The organism is Pseudomonas sp. NPDC087185, assembly GCF_044744955.1.
Taxonomy (GTDB): domain Bacteria; phylum Pseudomonadota; class Gammaproteobacteria; order Pseudomonadales; family Pseudomonadaceae; genus Aquipseudomonas.
Genome location: NZ_JBIUZK010000001.1, coordinates 622,782 through 638,797 on the forward strand (window position 1 = coordinate 622,782; position 16,016 = coordinate 638,797).

15 protein-coding genes are annotated in these 16,016 nt (G+C 64.7%); all 15 read right to left on the reverse strand.

Features of this window, described 5'->3' with window-relative positions; genetic code table 11:
• Positions 1–29: 29 nt before the first annotated feature.
• Entirely contained in the window at positions 30–356 is a 327-nt protein-coding gene (locus tag ACIPIJ_RS03055) for a hypothetical protein (protein ID WP_401072560.1), read from the reverse strand.
• On the reverse strand, positions 353–1,273 hold the full coding sequence (locus ACIPIJ_RS03060; RefSeq protein WP_401072562.1) for an alpha/beta hydrolase: 921 nt from the start codon (positions 1,271–1,273) through the stop codon (positions 353–355). Before ACIPIJ_RS03060 ends, ACIPIJ_RS03055 begins: the two co-directional genes overlap by 4 nt.
• Positions 1,245–2,522, reverse strand: coding sequence for a flavohemoglobin expression-modulating QEGLA motif protein (locus tag ACIPIJ_RS03065; RefSeq protein WP_401072564.1), 1,278 nt, complete (start codon positions 2,520–2,522; stop codon positions 1,245–1,247). The genes ACIPIJ_RS03060 and ACIPIJ_RS03065 overlap by 29 nt, the downstream gene beginning before the upstream one ends.
• 28 nt (positions 2,523–2,550) lie before the next feature.
• Positions 2,551–3,099, reverse strand: a complete 549-nt coding sequence (locus ACIPIJ_RS03070) for a hypothetical protein (RefSeq protein WP_401072566.1) — start codon at positions 3,097–3,099, stop codon at positions 2,551–2,553.
• 29 nt (positions 3,100–3,128) lie between these two features.
• Entirely contained in the window at positions 3,129–3,833 is a 705-nt protein-coding gene (locus ACIPIJ_RS03075; RefSeq protein ID WP_401073423.1) for a TetR/AcrR family transcriptional regulator, read from the reverse strand.
• 143 nt (positions 3,834–3,976) lie between these two features.
• Entirely contained in the window at positions 3,977–5,479 is a 1,503-nt protein-coding gene (gene lysS, locus ACIPIJ_RS03080; protein WP_401072568.1) for a lysine--tRNA ligase, read from the reverse strand.
• A gap of 93 nt (positions 5,480–5,572) precedes the next feature.
• Positions 5,573–6,668, reverse strand: a protein-coding gene (prfB, locus tag ACIPIJ_RS03085) for a peptide chain release factor 2 (RefSeq protein ID WP_401072570.1) whose coding sequence is annotated in 2 segments (ribosomal slippage) — positions 5,573–6,595 and positions 6,597–6,668 — 1,095 coding nt in all. Because the reading frame shifts where the segments join, the coding sequence is not laid out codon by codon here.
• Between the two features lie 91 nt (positions 6,669–6,759).
• A complete protein-coding gene (wspR, locus tag ACIPIJ_RS03090; RefSeq protein ID WP_401072572.1) occupies positions 6,760–7,764 on the reverse strand; it encodes a Wsp signal transduction system regulator diguanylate cyclase WspR in 1,005 nt (334 codons plus the stop codon).
• 51 nt (positions 7,765–7,815) lie between these two features.
• Entirely contained in the window at positions 7,816–8,829 is a 1,014-nt protein-coding gene (locus tag ACIPIJ_RS03095) for a chemotaxis response regulator protein-glutamate methylesterase (protein WP_401072574.1), read from the reverse strand.
• The gene (locus tag ACIPIJ_RS03100; protein ID WP_401072576.1) at positions 8,826–11,108 is read right to left on the reverse strand and encodes a hybrid sensor histidine kinase/response regulator; all 2,283 of its coding nucleotides are present in this window, start codon (positions 11,106–11,108) and stop codon (positions 8,826–8,828) included. The genes ACIPIJ_RS03095 and ACIPIJ_RS03100 overlap by 4 nt, the downstream gene beginning before the upstream one ends.
• Positions 11,105–11,770 (reverse strand): chemotaxis protein CheW, encoded by a 666-nt coding sequence (locus tag ACIPIJ_RS03105; RefSeq protein WP_401072578.1) that lies wholly within the window; start codon positions 11,768–11,770, stop codon positions 11,105–11,107. The genes ACIPIJ_RS03100 and ACIPIJ_RS03105 overlap by 4 nt, the downstream gene beginning before the upstream one ends.
• On the reverse strand, positions 11,767–13,020 hold the full coding sequence (locus ACIPIJ_RS03110; RefSeq protein ID WP_401072580.1) for a CheR family methyltransferase: 1,254 nt from the start codon (positions 13,018–13,020) through the stop codon (positions 11,767–11,769). The genes ACIPIJ_RS03105 and ACIPIJ_RS03110 overlap by 4 nt, the downstream gene beginning before the upstream one ends.
• On the reverse strand, positions 13,017–13,523 hold the full coding sequence (locus ACIPIJ_RS03115; RefSeq protein ID WP_401072582.1) for a chemotaxis protein CheW: 507 nt from the start codon (positions 13,521–13,523) through the stop codon (positions 13,017–13,019). The genes ACIPIJ_RS03110 and ACIPIJ_RS03115 overlap by 4 nt, the downstream gene beginning before the upstream one ends.
• A gap of 5 nt (positions 13,524–13,528) precedes the next feature.
• The gene (locus ACIPIJ_RS03120) at positions 13,529–15,151 is read right to left on the reverse strand and encodes a methyl-accepting chemotaxis protein (RefSeq protein WP_401072584.1); all 1,623 of its coding nucleotides are present in this window, start codon (positions 15,149–15,151) and stop codon (positions 13,529–13,531) included.
• Positions 15,152–15,280: 129 nt separating this feature from the next.
• Positions 15,281–15,967: a tellurite resistance TerB family protein gene (locus ACIPIJ_RS03125; protein ID WP_401072586.1), complete on the reverse strand. Its 687-nt coding sequence runs from the start codon at positions 15,965–15,967 to the stop codon at positions 15,281–15,283.
• Positions 15,968–16,016: the final 49 nt, after the last annotated feature.

Sequence of the window (16,016 nt, forward strand, 5' to 3'; positions counted from 1 at the left end):
ACGCCATCCACCCCGCCGCCCCAACGCAATCACTGCACCTGCTGCGGCGTCTCTTCGCCCATGCACCGCACCGCACGCTTGCGGTTGTCCACCAGCACGCCGGTCAGGCCTTTCTGCTGGGTATCGAACAATACCAGCACGCCATCCAAACACTGCGCAACCTGCGGCGCGGGGTCGAGGGATACCTTGTAATCCTCGCCCGGCAGGGTCTTGAGCATCGTGAAGTCCTGCAGCAGCAGCGCATCTTCCGGCTTGGCAAAATGCAGGTAGCCGTAATACCAGAGGGCCCCTACCGTCACGATGATGCTGCCGACACCGGTCAGGATCAGCGGGATGGCGTTGCGTTCTTCACTCATTGCTTGTTCTTCTCGTCAGGGTAGTTGGGCACTTCGGCCAGCCGCCGCAGGCCGTTGAAATGGCTGGGGTCATCGAGGAAACGCAGCATCACCTGGCGCCACACCGGATCGGCGAAGGTCTGCACATGGCCGCCACGGGTCAGTTGCAGCACTCGCGGCGGTGGTGCGTGCTGGTACAGGCGGATGCCGTTGTTCATCGGTACCAGGTTGTCGTCGATGCTGTGGAAGAACAGCTTCGGCGGGCTGCTCAGGCGTTCGACCGAGCGGATGGCACTGTCGCCATCAGGCACCAGCCAGGACAACGGCACCTGCAGCGGCCAGGTCATCCATGACGTGCTCAAGGCAAAACGCCCGACATCGCGGTAACTGGCCGGCACACCATCGAACACCAATGCACTGAAGCGCTGGCGCTGGTCCGGGTGGTCGGCCAGGTAATGGATGGCCATCGCACCGCCGAGGCTCTGGCCCAGCAACACCAAGGGTTTGCCCTTGGCCTCTGGGGCCTGGTCGAGCCAGGCCATGGCGGCGGCGATGTCTTCGTAGACCTCAGGCAGGCTGGGTTTGCCCTGCGACAAGCCATAGCCGCGATAGTCGATCATCAGCACCTGATAGCCCTGCTCCGGCAGCCAGTAGCTGCCGCCAAGATGCCCGGCCAGGTTGCCGCCATTGCCGTGCAGGTGCAGGACCGTGCCCTTGACCGCCACGCCGGCCTTGGCCGGCAGCCACCAGCCATGCAGGCGAATGCCGTCGGCGGTGGTCAGGGTGACATCGCGGTACTGCAGCTTGGCCCGCTCCGGGGTGAACGGCTGGCCCGGCTCCGGGTAGAACAGCAGGCTGCTGCAACCGCCCAGCCCTAGCAGCAGGCCCAGTGCCAGCCAGCGGCAGCGCTCAGAGAATATTTGCGTAATCGGCTTCAATGCGATCCAGGCTCAGGTGGTTGAGGAAGTTGGAGAAGCACATCCAGGCCGACAGCGCGTTGAGGTCGCGAAACTGCTCCGGCAGGTACTTGGGCGGCTCCACCAGGCCTTCTTCGACCAGCTGACGCAGGGTGCGCATGTCTTCGAGGGTGGTCTTGCCGCAGAACAGCAGCGGAATCTGCTCCAGCTTGCCCTTCTTCACGGCCAACTGAATGTAGTTGTAAACCATGATGAAACCCTTGAGGTAGGACAAGTCCTTGGTAAACGGCAGGCCATTGGGCACTGAGCCGCGGAACACCCGGCTGGCATTGCTGTAGCTCTGCGCCATTTCAAAACCCTGGGCGCGGAAAAACTCGAACACCTGAAGGAAGTCGGCGCCCTCCTCGACCATGTGGATGGCGCGGGTGCGGTTGGTGAGCTTGCGCAGGCGGCTGGGGTACGAGGCGAAGGCGATCACCTCCATGAGGATCGCCAGGCCTTCCTGGGTCACCGTCGACGAAGGTGGGCCCTTGGCCAGGAAGGTGCAGATCGGCTGGTTGAGGCCATTGAGCGTGGTGCCCACATGCACCAACCCCTCGTGCACCTCCAGCGCGCGCACGTCGCGGCTGTTGAACATCGCGTCGGCGCGCACCTTGATGTAATCGGCGCCCGCCGCCGCATCGGCGACGATACCGTCGGACTCGAACACCCGGATGGTTTCCTCGGCTTCGCCGAACACCTTGTTCAAGCGGCGCTGGAGAATGTCCACGGCCTCCTTGGCGGTGAGGTTCTTCGGCTCGTCCTTGAGGTCGCCGCGGCCATCGATGTTGTTCAGGTAATCCGACAGCATCAGGCCCAGGTCGGCCAGGGTCGGGTCGCCGGCGTGGAAGGCGTCCGACGCCGCGCCATACAGTTCCTGGGAGATCAGCCCAAAGTCTTCGGTGCCGCGGGCCTCAAGCATGCGCACCACCATGCGGTATTCCTTGCACATGCGCCGCATGATCTGCCCGACCGGGTTGAACTGGCCCAGCTGGCGGGTGATGTCGCGTTCGATGCTCTGGAACTCGGCCTTGACCGCGCTGGAGTCGAACGACAACGGACGCGACTGGTAATAGGCGCGGTCCACGGCGGGCGGCTCCTTGCCCTTGGCCTTGAGAAAGCCGTGGCGGACGTTGTCATCCCACTTCACCGCGTCGAGCACGCGGATTGGGGTCTGCGCCGTGACGATGCGATCGGACAGTGCGCGTATGGTCTGCTGGTACTCGTCCACCGGGGACTCCTTGAAAATCAGATCCTGGCTATTTACTGCTGCGCTGGAAGCGTGCCACTTCGACGAACAGGTCGGAGTTGGCCGGGTCATCCAGGTAGGCCAGCACCCGCGCCGACGGGCTGTCGATCAGTACGCCGGCACCGTTGTCCTCAGGCACTTCGGTGCCGCGCCCGGTCAGTTCCTTCTTCTCGACGGCCTGCTGCACCTGCTCGACATCGAGGGTGTAGAGCACCAGCTCCTTGCCATCGACGATGTCGAAACCGCCGATCAGGAAATTACCGCCCAGGCGCTTGGGCACGCCGGCCGAGAGGTACCAACGGTTGCCATGGCGCGACACGGTGAACACGTATTCTTCGGCTTTCTTGCCCTTGGCCGTGGCGACCGCCTTGTAGGCATCGGCGCCGCTGCGGCTGATTACCAGCTTCAGCGGTTCGCCCCAGGCATCCTTGCTGCTCCACTTGCCGAGCAGGGCCTTGGGCGCCGCCTGGTTGCTCGGCAGCGGCTCGTGGAAGGTCACCAGACAACCGCCCAGCAGCAGGAATGACAACGTCAACAACACCACACGCCAGGCTTTCATCAGGTTCTCCTTGAAAGTTCGGACTGTGCTCAGGCCGATGCCAACACCAGGTGCAGGTAACGGGTAAGCATAGCGAGCATCTGCCCGTCGGCTTGCGCATCGGCATCCTTGAGCAGGCCCTGATATTCCATCTGCTCGATAATCGCCGTCAACATCTGGGCGTCCTGTTCCGGTTGTTGCGAACCAACCACCTGCAACAGTTGCCGCGTGCCATGCAGCAGAATCTGCTCGTGGGCGCACACCAGCTCGGCCAGGCGCGGGCACAGCAATGCCTCCTGGCGGAAGGCCTGCTCGGCCATCAGGAAGTCGCGGCGATTCAACAATTGACGGGAAACGTAATCGGCGGTCATGCGCGCCACTTCGTCGGCCAGGCGCGCCCGCGACTGCGCGCTGCCGTCACCCTGGGCGAGCAACTGGCGCAGCACCACCTCGGTGTTGGCCCAGAGTTTGGCCATGTAGGCGGCACTGCGTTCGACGTACTGGGCGAAGGTATCGGTGAGCAGGTCCTCGATATCCTTGAAGTAGTAAGTGGTGGCCGAAAGCGGGACGCCGGCCTCTGCAGCCACCGCGCGGTGGCGCACGCCGCGCACGCCATCACGCACGACGATACGCATGGCGGCGTCGAGGATCAGCTGACGGCGCTGTTCGCTGCCTTGGCGGGCGGTCTTGCGCCCCTGGTATTGCACGCTTTCGGCGACGGCGGTGGCGATGCCGGCGGCGCCTTGCTGGGCCATTGCGGGTGTCACGGGGGTACCTCACAGACAGTGGTTTGTCGGTACCGGCCTCTTCGCGGGTAACCCCGCGAAGAGGCCGGTACCGACACTACAAGTGTACAGGCAAGAAAAAGCCGCCCCGAAAGGCGGCTTGTTCACTTCACTCAGGCCTGCGGACGCATGTGCGGGAACAGGATCACGTCGCGAATCGACGGTGAGTTGGTCAGCAGCATCACCAGACGGTCGATGCCGATGCCTTCACCGGCGGTCGGCGGCATGCCGTATTCCAGGGCGCGAACGAAGTCGGCGTCGTAGTGCATGGCTTCGTCGTCACCGGCGTCCTTCTCGGCCACCTGGGCCAGGAAGCGTTCGGCCTGGTCTTCGGCATCGTTGAGCTCGGAGTAGGCGTTGGCAATCTCGCGGCCACCGATGAACAGCTCGAAACGGTCGGTCACGGCCGGGTTTTCGTCGTTGCGGCGGGCCAGCGGCGAGACTTCGAACGGGTATTCGGTGATGAAGTGCGGCTGCTCCAGCTTGTGCTCGACCAGCTCTTCGAAAATCATCACCTGCAGCTTGCCCAGGCCTTCATGGCCAAGCACCTTGGCGCCGGCTTTCTTGGCGATGGCGCGGGCCTTGTCGACGTCCTGCAGGTCGGCAGCGGTGAGGTCCGGGTTGTACTTGAGGATCGAGTCGAACACCGACAGGCGCACGAACGGCTCACCGAAGTGGAACACCTTGTCGCCGTACGGCACATCGGTGGTCCCCAGCACCAGCTGCGCCAGCTCGCGGAACAGTTCTTCGGTGAGGTCCATGTTGTCGTTGTAGTCGGCGTAGGCCTGGTAGAACTCGAGCATGGTGAACTCGGGGTTGTGCCGGGTCGAAACGCCTTCGTTACGGAAGTTGCGGTTGATCTCGAAGACCTTCTCGAAGCCACCGACCACCAGACGCTTGAGGTACAGCTCCGGCGCGATGCGCAGGAACATGGCCATGTCCAGGGCATTGTGGTGGGTTTCGAACGGCTTGGCCGCGGCACCGCCCGGGATGGTCTGCAGCATCGGCGTTTCAACTTCGAGGAAGTCGCGCTCGATGAGGAACTTGCGGATGTGCGAGATCACCTGCGAACGCACACGGAAGGTGTGGCGGGTTTCTTCGTTGACCATCAGGTCGACGTAGCGCTGGCGGTAGCGTTGCTCGGTGTCGGTCAGGCCGTGGTGCTTGTCCGGCAGCGGGCGCAGCGACTTGGTCAGCAGGCGCACGTTGGTCATTTCGACATACAGGTCGCCCTTGCCGGAGCGGGCCAGGGTGCCTTCGGCGGCGATGATGTCGCCCAGGTCCCAGGTCTTGACCGCGGCCAGGGTTTCTTCCGGCAGGGTCTTGCGGTTGACGTAGACCTGGATGCGACCGGTCATGTCCTGGATGACCATGAACGAGCCACGGTTGAGCATGATGCGACCGGCAACCTTGACCGGGATCGCTGCAGCTTCCAGCTCTTCCTTGGTCTTGTCGACGTATTGCTTCTGCAGGTCGTTGCAGTAGCTGTCGCGGCGGAAGTCGTTGGGGAAGGCCTGACCCTTCTCGCGCTCGGCGGCAAGTTTTTCCTTGCGCAGGGCGATCAGGGTGTTTTCTTCCTGTTGCAGGTCTTGCGATTCGGTCTTGAGGTCGCTCATGTCGTCATTCTTTCCATCAGGTATTCGTTGCCCTTTTCGGGCAGGGCACGCGATGCCGGCGGGCGGCCGGGCATCGCGGCAGTGGTGTGCGGCTTACAGCCCCTGCTTGAGGCTCGCTTCCAGGTACTGGTCGAGGTCGCCGTCCAGGACCTTCTGGCAGTCGCTGCGCTCGACGCCGGTACGCAGGTCCTTGATACGCGAGTCGTCCAGCACGTAGGAGCGGATCTGGTGGCCCCAGCCGATGTCCGACTTGCTGTCTTCCAGCGCCTGGGACGCGGCGTTGCGCTTCTGCATTTCCAGCTCGTACAACTTGGCCCGCAGCATTTTCATGGCGGTGTCCTTGTTGGCGTGCTGGGAGCGCTCGTTCTGGCAGGCCACCACGGTGTTGGTCGGTACGTGGGTGATACGTACTGCCGAGTCGGTGGTGTTCACGTGCTGACCACCGGCGCCCGAGGAGCGGTAGGTGTCGATACGCAGGTCGGACGGGTTGATGTCGATCTCGACCTTGTCGTCGATCTCGGGCGACACGAACACTGCCGAGAACGAGGTGTGACGACGGGCGCCGGAGTCGAACGGGCTCTTGCGCACCAGACGGTGCACGCCGATCTCGGTGCGCAGCCAGCCGAAGGCGTACTCGCCCTTGATGTGCACGGTGGCGCCCTTGATGCCGGCGACTTCACCTTCGGAAAGCTCGATGATAGTGGCGTCGAAACCGCGCTTGTCGGCCCAGCGCAGGTACATGCGCAGCAGGATGTTGGCCCAGTCCTGCGCTTCGGTACCACCCGAGCCGGCCTGGATGTCCAGGTAGGCGTTGTTCATGTCCATCTCGCCGCTGAACATGCGACGGAACTCAAGCTGTGCCAGGCTTTCTTCCAGGCCTCGCAGCTCGGTCACGACGTCGCTCACGGCGCCTTCGTCATTTTCCTCCACGGCCATGTCCAGCAGGTCCTGGCAGTCGGCCAGGCCACCGGACATCTTGTCCAGGGTCTCGACGACCTGCGCCAGCATGGCACGTTCTCGGCCCAGGGCCTGAGCGTACTCGGGCTTGTTCCAGACGTTGGGGTCTTCCAGCTCGCGGTTGACTTCGATCAGGCGGTCATGCTTTTGATCGTAGTCAAAGATACCCCCGAATGGACTGGGAACGCTCGGTGAGGTCCTTGATGGTGTTCAGGATCGGTTGGATTTCCATGGCGCGCGGCTCTCGTACGAATTCGGTGAAAAGCCCGCGAGTATAACTGATCCAGGGAGCTGCGGCAGCCCGTTGGGCAGCCGCGTGCGCCTCAGGCGATGCCGACCTGATTACGCCCGCTGTTCTTGGCCAGGTACAAGCCCTTGTCCGCCGCCGAAATCAGTTGCCGGCAATGGCTGCCGACCGCCGGTGTCTGGGTGGCCAGGCCAATGCTCACGGTCAGGCGTGAATCGGCTTGCGGCGCGGTGTGCGGGATATTCAGGCCATGCACGGTCTGGCGCAGTTTTTCGGCCACCAGGCGCGCGCCACCTGGCGAGGTGTTGGGCAGCACCAGGGCGAACTCCTCGCCACCGTAGCGTGCCGGCAGGTCGGTGGGCCGCGAGCAGGAGCCGCGGATGGACTCGGCGACCTGGCGCAGGGCTTCGTCGCCGGCCAGGTGGCCGAAACTGTCGTTATAGACCTTGAAGTAGTCGACATCGATCATCAGCAGCGACAACTGCTGCTGTTCACGCATGGCCCGGCGCCACTCCAGTTCCAGGTACTCGTCGAAATGGCGGCGGTTGGACAGCCCGGTGAGGCCGTCGGAATTCATCAGCCGCTGCAGCATCAGGTTGGTGTCAAGCAGCTGCTGCTGGCTCACGCGCAGCGCGCGGTAGGCCTCGTCGCGCTGCAGCAGGGTCAGGTACGACCGCGAGTGGTAGCGGATGCGCGCCACCAGCTCGATGGTGTCCGGCAGCTTGACCAGGTAGTCGTTGGCCCCGGCGGCAAAGGCCGCGCTCTTGACCAGCGGGTCTTCCTTGGTCGACAGGACGATGATCGGGATGTCCTGGGTGGCCGGGTTGTTGCGGTACTCGCGCACCAGGGTCAGGCCGTCGAGGCCCGGCATGATCAGGTCCTGGAGGATCACCGTGGGCTTGATGCGCATGGCCTGCGCCACCGCCTGATGCGGGTCGGCGCAGAAGTGGAAGTCAATGTTCTCCTCATGGGCCAGGCCACGACGCACCGCTTCGCCGATCATCGCCTGATCGTCGACCAGCAAGACCATCGCCGAATTTTCGTTGGCGGTCGCAAAACCTTCGATCGGTAGATCAGTCATCCGTTTTCACCTGATCACTGCCGCGCGCGCGGGGTGATTCAATACATATCGTCATTTTGCAAAGATTTCCATCAAGCGCCCGGCGATTCGCTCCAACGGGCGGATTTCCACCGCTGCATTGATGGCCGCTGCGGCCTTGGGCATGCCATAGACTGCGCTGCTGGACTGGTCCTGAGCAATGGTCAGGAAGCCTTGCTGGCGCATGAGTTTCAGGCCCTCGGCGCCATCGCGGCCCATGCCCGTGAGCAGCACGCCCACGGCATCACCGCGCCAATAGCGCGCCACGCTCTCGAAGAACACATCGATCGAGGGCCGGTAGATTTCGTTGACAGGTTCGGCAGTGTAGGCCAACTGGCCGTTCTGCAGCAGGCGGATATGGTGGTTGGTGCCCGCCAGCAAGACCTGCCCCGGCTGTGGCGGCTCGCCCTCGCGGGCCAGGCGCACTGGCAGGCCGCAGGCGCTGCCGAGCCACTCGGCCATGCCGGCGGCAAACACCTGGTCGACGTGCTGGACCAGCACGATGGACGCCCCAAACGCCTTGGGCAGCCCCTTGAGCAAGACCTCCAGCGCGGCCGGCCCGCCAGCCGATGAGCCAATCGCCACCAGGCCTCGGCGCTGCGCGGCATCGCGCAAGGGCGCCGCGACCGGTTTGGTGGCGCTGGGCCGCTGCTGGCCGATCAGCCAGCTGATGTTGAGGATCTTGCGCAGCAGCGGCGCCGCCGCCTCACGCGCATCACCGGCACCGAGCGCCGGGGTGTCGACCACATCCAGCGCGCCGTGGCCCATGGCCTCGAACACCCGGTGCACGTTCTGCTTGCGATCGACGGTGACGATGACGATCGCGCAGGGGGTCTCGGCCATGATCCGCCGGGTCGCCTCGACGCCATCCATCACAGGCATGATCAGGTCCATCAGAATCAGGTCGGGCGTCGCCTCGGCACACAGGCGCACGGCCTCGGCGCCATTGGCGGCCACCCAGATCACCTCGTGCGCGGGCTCGAAGGCCAGGGCCCGACGCAACGCCTCTACCGCCATGGGCATATCGTTGACGATGGCGATCTTCATCCTTGAGCATCTCCGATCAGTTCTACCACGGCATCCAGCAACGCATCATCATGGAAGCTGGCCTTTGCCAAATAGTAGTCGGCGCCCGCATCCAGACCACGCCGTCGATCTTCCTCGCGGTCCTTGTACGACACCACCATCACCGGCAGTGACTGCAGGCGCTGGTCGCGGCGCACCAGAGTGACCAGTTCGATACCGTCCATGCGCGGCATGTCGATGTCGGTGATCAGCATGTCGAAGTCCTCGCTGCGCAGTGCGTTCCAGCCGTCCATGCCATCGACCGCCACGGCCACCTCGAAGCCGCGGTTGCTCAGCAGCTTGCGTTGCAGCTCGCGCACGGTGAGCGAATCGTCGACCACCAGGATGCGCTTGCAGCTGGCACCTCGGCCGCCCTGCACGCCGCGCTCGATACGCTCCAGGCGGCCGGTGCTGAGCAGCTTCTCGACCGAACGCAGCAGGTCTTCGACATCGACGATCAGCACCACCGAACCGTCGTCCAGCAACGCCCCCGCGGAAATGTCCTGGACCTTGCCCAGGCGCGGGTCGAGCGGCATCACCACCAGCACGCGCTCGCCGACCAGGCGCTCCACGGCCACGCCATACAGCTGTTCACGCTCGCGAATGACCACCACCCGCAAGTTGTTTTCATCACCCGGCGCGCTCGGGCGGTTGAGCAATTGGCTGGCCGCGACTAGGCCGATATGCCGGCCTTCATGCCAGAAATGCTGACGCCCTTCGATCTGCACGATCTGCTCGGCCTCCACCGTCAGGGTGCGCTCGATATGCGCCAGCGGGAATGCATAGGCTTCCCCGCCCACCTCCACCACCAGGCTGCGCACGACCGACAAGGTCAGCGGCACCTCCAGGTGGAAGCGGCAGCCCTGGCCGGCCTGCTGGGTCAGCTCGATCGCACCGCGCAAGTCACGCACCATATGCTGCACCGCGTCCAGGCCAACACCGCGGCCGGACACTTCGGTCACCTTGTCGCGCATGCTGAAGCCTGGCAGGAACAGGAAGGTCAGCAGCTCGGCCTCGCTCATCTGCGCCACGGTTTCAGCCGGTGACAGGCCACGCTGGACGATGCTGCGGCGCAGCCGTTGCAGGTCGATGCCTGCGCCGTCATCGCTGAGCTCGAGGATCAACATGCCAGCCTGATGCGAGGCACGCAGCCGAATCGCGCCCTCCTCCGGTTTGCCCGCCAACAGCCGCTGCTCGGGCAATTCGATGCCATGGTCGACCGCGTTGCGTAACAGGTGGGTCAGGGGTGCTTCAAGCTTTTCCAGCACATCGCGGTCGACCTGGGTCTTGTCGCCGTCGATCTGCAGGCGTACCTGCTTGCCCAGTGAGCGCCCCAGGTCACGGACCATGCGGCTCTGCCCGGCGAGCACATCGGCAAACGGGCGCATCCGGCAGGCCAGCGCCGTGTCGTAAAGCAACTGCGCACGCTGGCTGGCCTGCCAGCCGAACTCGTCGAGGTCGGCGGCCTGCTGTTGCAAAATCTGCTGGGTCTCGACCAGCAGGCGCTGGGTCTGGGCCAGGGCGTCGAGCACTTCAACGCTCTGGCCACTGTCTTCCAGCTGGGTTTTCAGGCCATCGAGGGCCCGCATGCCCTGGCCGTGCATCCGTTTGAGGCGCTGCAAGGTGGCCAGGTAAGGCTTGAGGCGCTGTGTCTCGACCAGCGACTTGCTCGACAGGTCGAGCAGGCTGTTGAGGCGGTCGGCGGTCACCCGCAATACCCGCTCGCCGCCTTCCCCGCCGCGCTTGCCGGCCTTGCGCCGCAGTTGCGGTTCGGCCTCCAGCTCAGGCTCGCTGACCACCGGTTCGCCCGGTGGCGGCGCAACCACGTGCGTGAAGGGCTCGAGCAGCAGCGCAGCAGGTACGGGCGCGGCACTGGGGTCGAGCAGGCCAGCCATCTGCGCCAGGAACGCGGGTACCGCTGCCTCACCCGCCGGATCCCCTGGCGTGGCGATATGCAGCAGCAGGTCGGTGCCGCGCAGCAGCGCATCGATATGCTCGGCGCGCAGCAACAAGCGGCCTTCCTGGGCCGCTACCAGGCAATCTTCCATCACATGGGCAACGCTGACACCGGCATCGATACCGACGATGCGCGCGGCGCCCTTCAGCGAGTGTGCGGCACGCATGCAGGCTTCCAGCTGGTCGGCCTGGGTCGGGTTGCGTTCCAGCGCCATCAGCCCGGTGCTGAGCACCTGGGTCTGGGCTTCAGCCTCCAGGCTGAACAGTTCGAGCAACGATGCGTCGCGCATTTGCTCAGGGGTCATGACAGGCTCCGCTGCACGGCAGACAGTAGTTGTTGATCGTCCAGCACGCGCACGCTGCGCCCGCGCCACTGCAGCACGGCAGCGGTGAACGGCGCGCGCTCTTCACATGCGCCCAACTGCGCGGTGTCGAGGCGATGAATGCCGTCGATCTCGTCCACCGCCAGCACCACCGGCCCACCCGCCGCCGCGAGGATCAGCAGGCGTGGCATGCTGCGGCCGCTACGCGCCTGCTCGGCACCAGCCGTCAGCCCCAACAGCTCGCTCAACGACAGGCACGGCACCAGTGCGCCACGCACATTGGCCACCCCTTGCAACACCCGCGAGCGCTGATGGGGCAAGGAATGCACCGGCTGCACCGGGGCGATTTCGGCCAGGCAAGCGGTCGCCAGGGCCAGCCACTCCTCGCCCAGGCGAAACAGCAGCAGCGATCGCCCTGCGCGCGTCTCCACGACTTCGGCTTCATGCACCTGCTCGTCCTGGACCAGCGCATAGCGGTCGAGCAGGCGGGTGGCTGCCGCAGCGTAGACCTCACAGTTGCGGCAATGGATATGCCGCTCCAGCAGCGGGCACTGCTTGTCGCCGTGAACGCCGATGCGGTTCCAGCAGTCGTCAATGCGCTCATCGTCTTGAGCGAGCAACTCGATCGCGTGTTCGACGTTCATCGTTCAGCCTCCCGACCGGCGCGTGCCGCGCGTTCCTGCAAGCGCCGGGCGCCGGCTTCGTCGCCCTGGGCCGCCAGCAGCATGGCCAGGTGCAACAGTGCTTCAGGGTGTTGAGGCTCCAGGTACAAGGCCTTGCGGTAATGGGTCAGCGCCTGCCGGGCATCGCCTTCGGTATCGCAGAGCAATCCCAGCCAGTAATACACCTGGGCCTTGGGCTCGAACTGCTGCAGGTAGCGCTGGCAACTGGCGCGCGCTTGTACGCTGTCGCCCGCGTTGGCCTGCCGCGCGATGCTGGCCAGCAACTCACTTTCGCTCTCGCGCTGCGTAGCGGCAGGCGCGGCAACGGAACTGGCGCGCAGTGGCCTCGCAACCGGCACGGGCGCTGGCATCGGCCGGTTCGGCACGGCGGGCACCGGCGGGCTGCGCCGAGCGGGTACAGCCGCTGAAGGCTCATCTACCGGCTGACGGACATAGGCAAACGCCTGGGCAATCCCCAGCGGCCGCATGCCCAGCCGCGCCAGCAAGCTGCCCTCGGCAGGCCCGATGAACAGCACGCCGTGTGCATGGGTGAGCCGCTTGAGCACCTCGAAGACCCGTTGTTGGGTCGGCACATCGAAATAGATCAGCAAATTGCGGCAGAACACGAAGTCGTAGTAACCGTTGCGGCCGCCCAACGCAGGGTCGAGCACGTTGCCCACTGCCAGGCTCACCTGTTCACGTACCCGCTCATCCAGCACATGGCTGTCGTCGAGTGCGTGGAAGTGGCGCTCGCGAAAGGCCAGCTCGCTGCCACGGAATGAGTTGCGCCCGTACACGGCCTGCACGCCCTTGGCCACCGAGTTGGGGCTGATATCGATACCGTCGATGTGGAAAGCGCACGGGTTCATCCCTGAGTCGAGCAGGGCCATGGCCAGGGAATAAGGTTCCTCACCGGTCGAGCACGGCAGGCTCAGCAAGCGCAACGGCCGCTCGCCGGCAAGCTCCGCCAGGCGTTTATGGGCCAGCCCGACCAGCGCGGTGAACGATTCCGGATAACGGAAAAACCAGGTTTCCGGAACGATCACCGCTTCGATCAACGCTTGTTGTTCATCTGCCGACTGCTGCAGGCGCACCCAGTAGTCGTGCAGGTCGACGGCATTGACCGCGACACAGCGCTGCTGCAGGGCGCGCTCGACCATCGGCACGCCGACCGAGTCGACATCCAGGCCGATGCGTTCCTGCAGGAAGCGGAAGAAGCGTTGTTCGCTCATGCCGGCACCTGCCCAGGCTCACGGGGGAACAGCAGCTCGCGCACGGCATCGGGCAGCAGGTCATCGACCTCGATGCGCTGCAGCAAGCCGTTGGCATCCTGGCGAACCGGGCCCAGGTAACGCGCGTCAGCGTTGTCCAGGCCATAAGGCTGGAACTGCTCGGCGGGGCAACGCAAGGTCTCGGTAGCCTGTTCGAGGATCAGCCCCAGCTGATGCTCGCCACGGTAACGCACCAGCACCAGGCGGGTGCTGGTGCGTTCGGCCGCCGGCTGGGCAAAGGTCAGGGCCGACAGGTCGACCACCGGCACCAGCACGCCACGGTGGGCGACAATACCGGCGACCCAGGCCGGCGCCTGGGCGATCGGTTTGAGCGGCCGGCGCGGCAGCACCTCGATCACTTCGCGCACATCCAGGGCAAAGCGCTGGTCGTTGAGACGAAACTGCAGGTACAGCGTGCCCTTGGCGCTGGCCGCTGCTGCCGCATGGGGATGCAGGTCGGTCATGGCGGTCAGACTTTGAAACGCGACACACCGCCGCGCAAGCCCGCGGCCACCTGGCTCAACTCGTCGATGGCGAAGCTGGCCTGGCGCAACGACTCCACCGTCTGGGTGCTGGCATCACTGAGCTGGGCCAGCGCCTGGTTGATCTGTTCGGCACCGGTGGCCTGGGCCTGCATGCCTTCGTTGACCATCAGCACCCGCGGCGCCAGCGCCTGGACCTGATGGATGATCTGGGTGAGCTGCTCACCCACCTGCTGCACCTCGAACATGCCGCGGCGCACTTCTTCGGAGAACTTGTCCATGCCCATGACTCCGGCCGAGACTGCCGACTGGATTTCCCGCACCATCTGCTCGATGTCGTAGGTGGCCACGGCCGTCTGGTCGGCCAGGCGGCGCACCTCGGTGGCCACCACGGCAAAGCCGCGGCCGTATTCACCGGCCTTTTCCGCCTCGATGGCGGCATTGAGCGACAGCAGGTTGGTCTGGTCGGCGACCTTGACGATGGTCACCACCACCTGGGTGATGTTGCTGGCCTTCTCGTTGAGGATTGCCAGCTTGGCGTTGACCAGGTCGGCGGCGCCCATGACCTGGTGCATGGTGTCTTCCATGCGCGCCAGGCCCTGCTGGCCGGAGCCAGCCAGGCTCGAAGCCTGGTCGGCGGCGCTGGTGACTTCGGTCATGGTGCGCACCAGGTCGCGCGAGGTGGCGGCAATTTCGCGCGAGGTGGCGCCAATCTCGGTGGTGGTTGCCGCGGTTTCGGTGGCGGTGGCCTGCTGCTGCTTGGAGGTAGCGGCAATTTCGGTGACCGAGGTGGTCACCTGCACCGACGAACGCTGGGCCTGCGACACCAGGTTGGCCAGCGCCTCGGCCATTTCGTTGAAGCCGCTTTCGATGGCGCCGAATTCATCCTTGCGGTCCAGGCTCAGGCGCATGCTCAAGTCGCCCGAACGCAGTTTGTCGAGGGCGTGCACCACGCGCTGAACGGGGGCGGTGATGGCGCGCATCAGCAACAGGCCGCAGATACCGGCGGCAACGATCGCCAGCAGCAGCGAGACAATCATGCTGCCCTTGGCAGTGCTGACGGCACTGACGATCTCGTGGGTGGCAGCATCTGCGGCTTCGCGGTTATGTTCGATCACCGTATTGAGGTGTTTGCGGCCCTCCACCCAGGCGGGGGTGAGGACGTCCTTGATCAACCGCTCGGCTTCGGTGTAGTCGTGACGGCGATAGGCGTCGAGCACCTGGCCGACGATATGGGTGTAGTTGTCCTCCATCTGGGTGAAGGTGTCGAAGCGGGCCTGGTCGTCTTTGTCCTGAATGGTGCCTTGGTAGCTGGCCATGTGTTGCTTGAGGCGGTCCTCGAAGCTCTTGAACAGCTCGAGGTCGGCGGCGGTGATTTCGCGGTGGTCGGACAACCCCACCAGCTGCTGGCTGGTGACGTAGCTGTCGACCCAGGCGCTGCGGATCATCGAGCTGTAGTAAACCCCGGGGATGCTGTCGGTACCCACTGCCTCCTCGGCACTTTCGATCGCCACCAGCCGCGAGTAGGCGGCCACGATCATCAGCAGCATGATGGCGATGATCACGGCGAAACTTGCCAGGATCCGTTGGCGCAAGGTCCAGTTCTTCACGTTCAGCCCTCAGGAATTCTCAACGAGCGGGAAAAATCGCCGAAGTATAGCCCAGGCGTCCTACGTTTATATGGCTGAATATGCGGGGTAAATCAGGCATCCATGCCCGATGGAGAGGCCATTGGCGGGTTATTGCGCCACGGCAAGGCGGGCCTGGCTCTCCAGTTCCTGGCGCAGCGCCGGGTCCAGCCGCAACTGGCGGGCCAGCTCATCCAGGTAGGCGCGCTCCATGAAATTCTCCTGATCAACCATCATCAGGCTGGCCAGGTACATCTCGGCGGCCATCTCCGGCGTTTGCGCGGCGCGGGCCACTTCGGCCGGGTCGAGCGGTTTGTTCAGTTCGGCGTGCAGCCAGTGCTGCAGCTCGCGGTCGCTGTCCAGGCGGGTGAATTCGCCTTCGATCAACGCGCGCTCGCGCTCGTCGATATGGCCATCGGACTTGGCCGCCGCCACCAGCGCACGCAACACCGCCTGGCTATGCTGTTCAGCCTGGGCCGGCGGTAGGCGGTCGAGGGTTTGCGGTTCGCCCGCCTGCCCTGCCCCCTGGCGCGCCTGCCAGTTGCCGTAGGCCTTGTAGGCCAGCACACCGAGCGCCGCCAGGCCGCCGTAGGTGATGACCTTGCCACCGTAACTGCGTACTTTCTTGCTGCCCAGCAGCAAGCCCAGGGCACCTGCGCCCAGCGCCCCGCCACCGGCCCCGGAGAGCAGGCTGCCGAGGCCTCCCGAGCCGGCAGCGGGCTTGCCTGCACCCGCCTGTTTGTTCAGCAGTTCCTGGCCGGATTTGAGCAATTGATCGAGCAGGCCACGGGTGTTCATGCGTGCGTCTCCACGGTTTGGAAGGTAACCCGCAGAGTAAGCGTTGCCA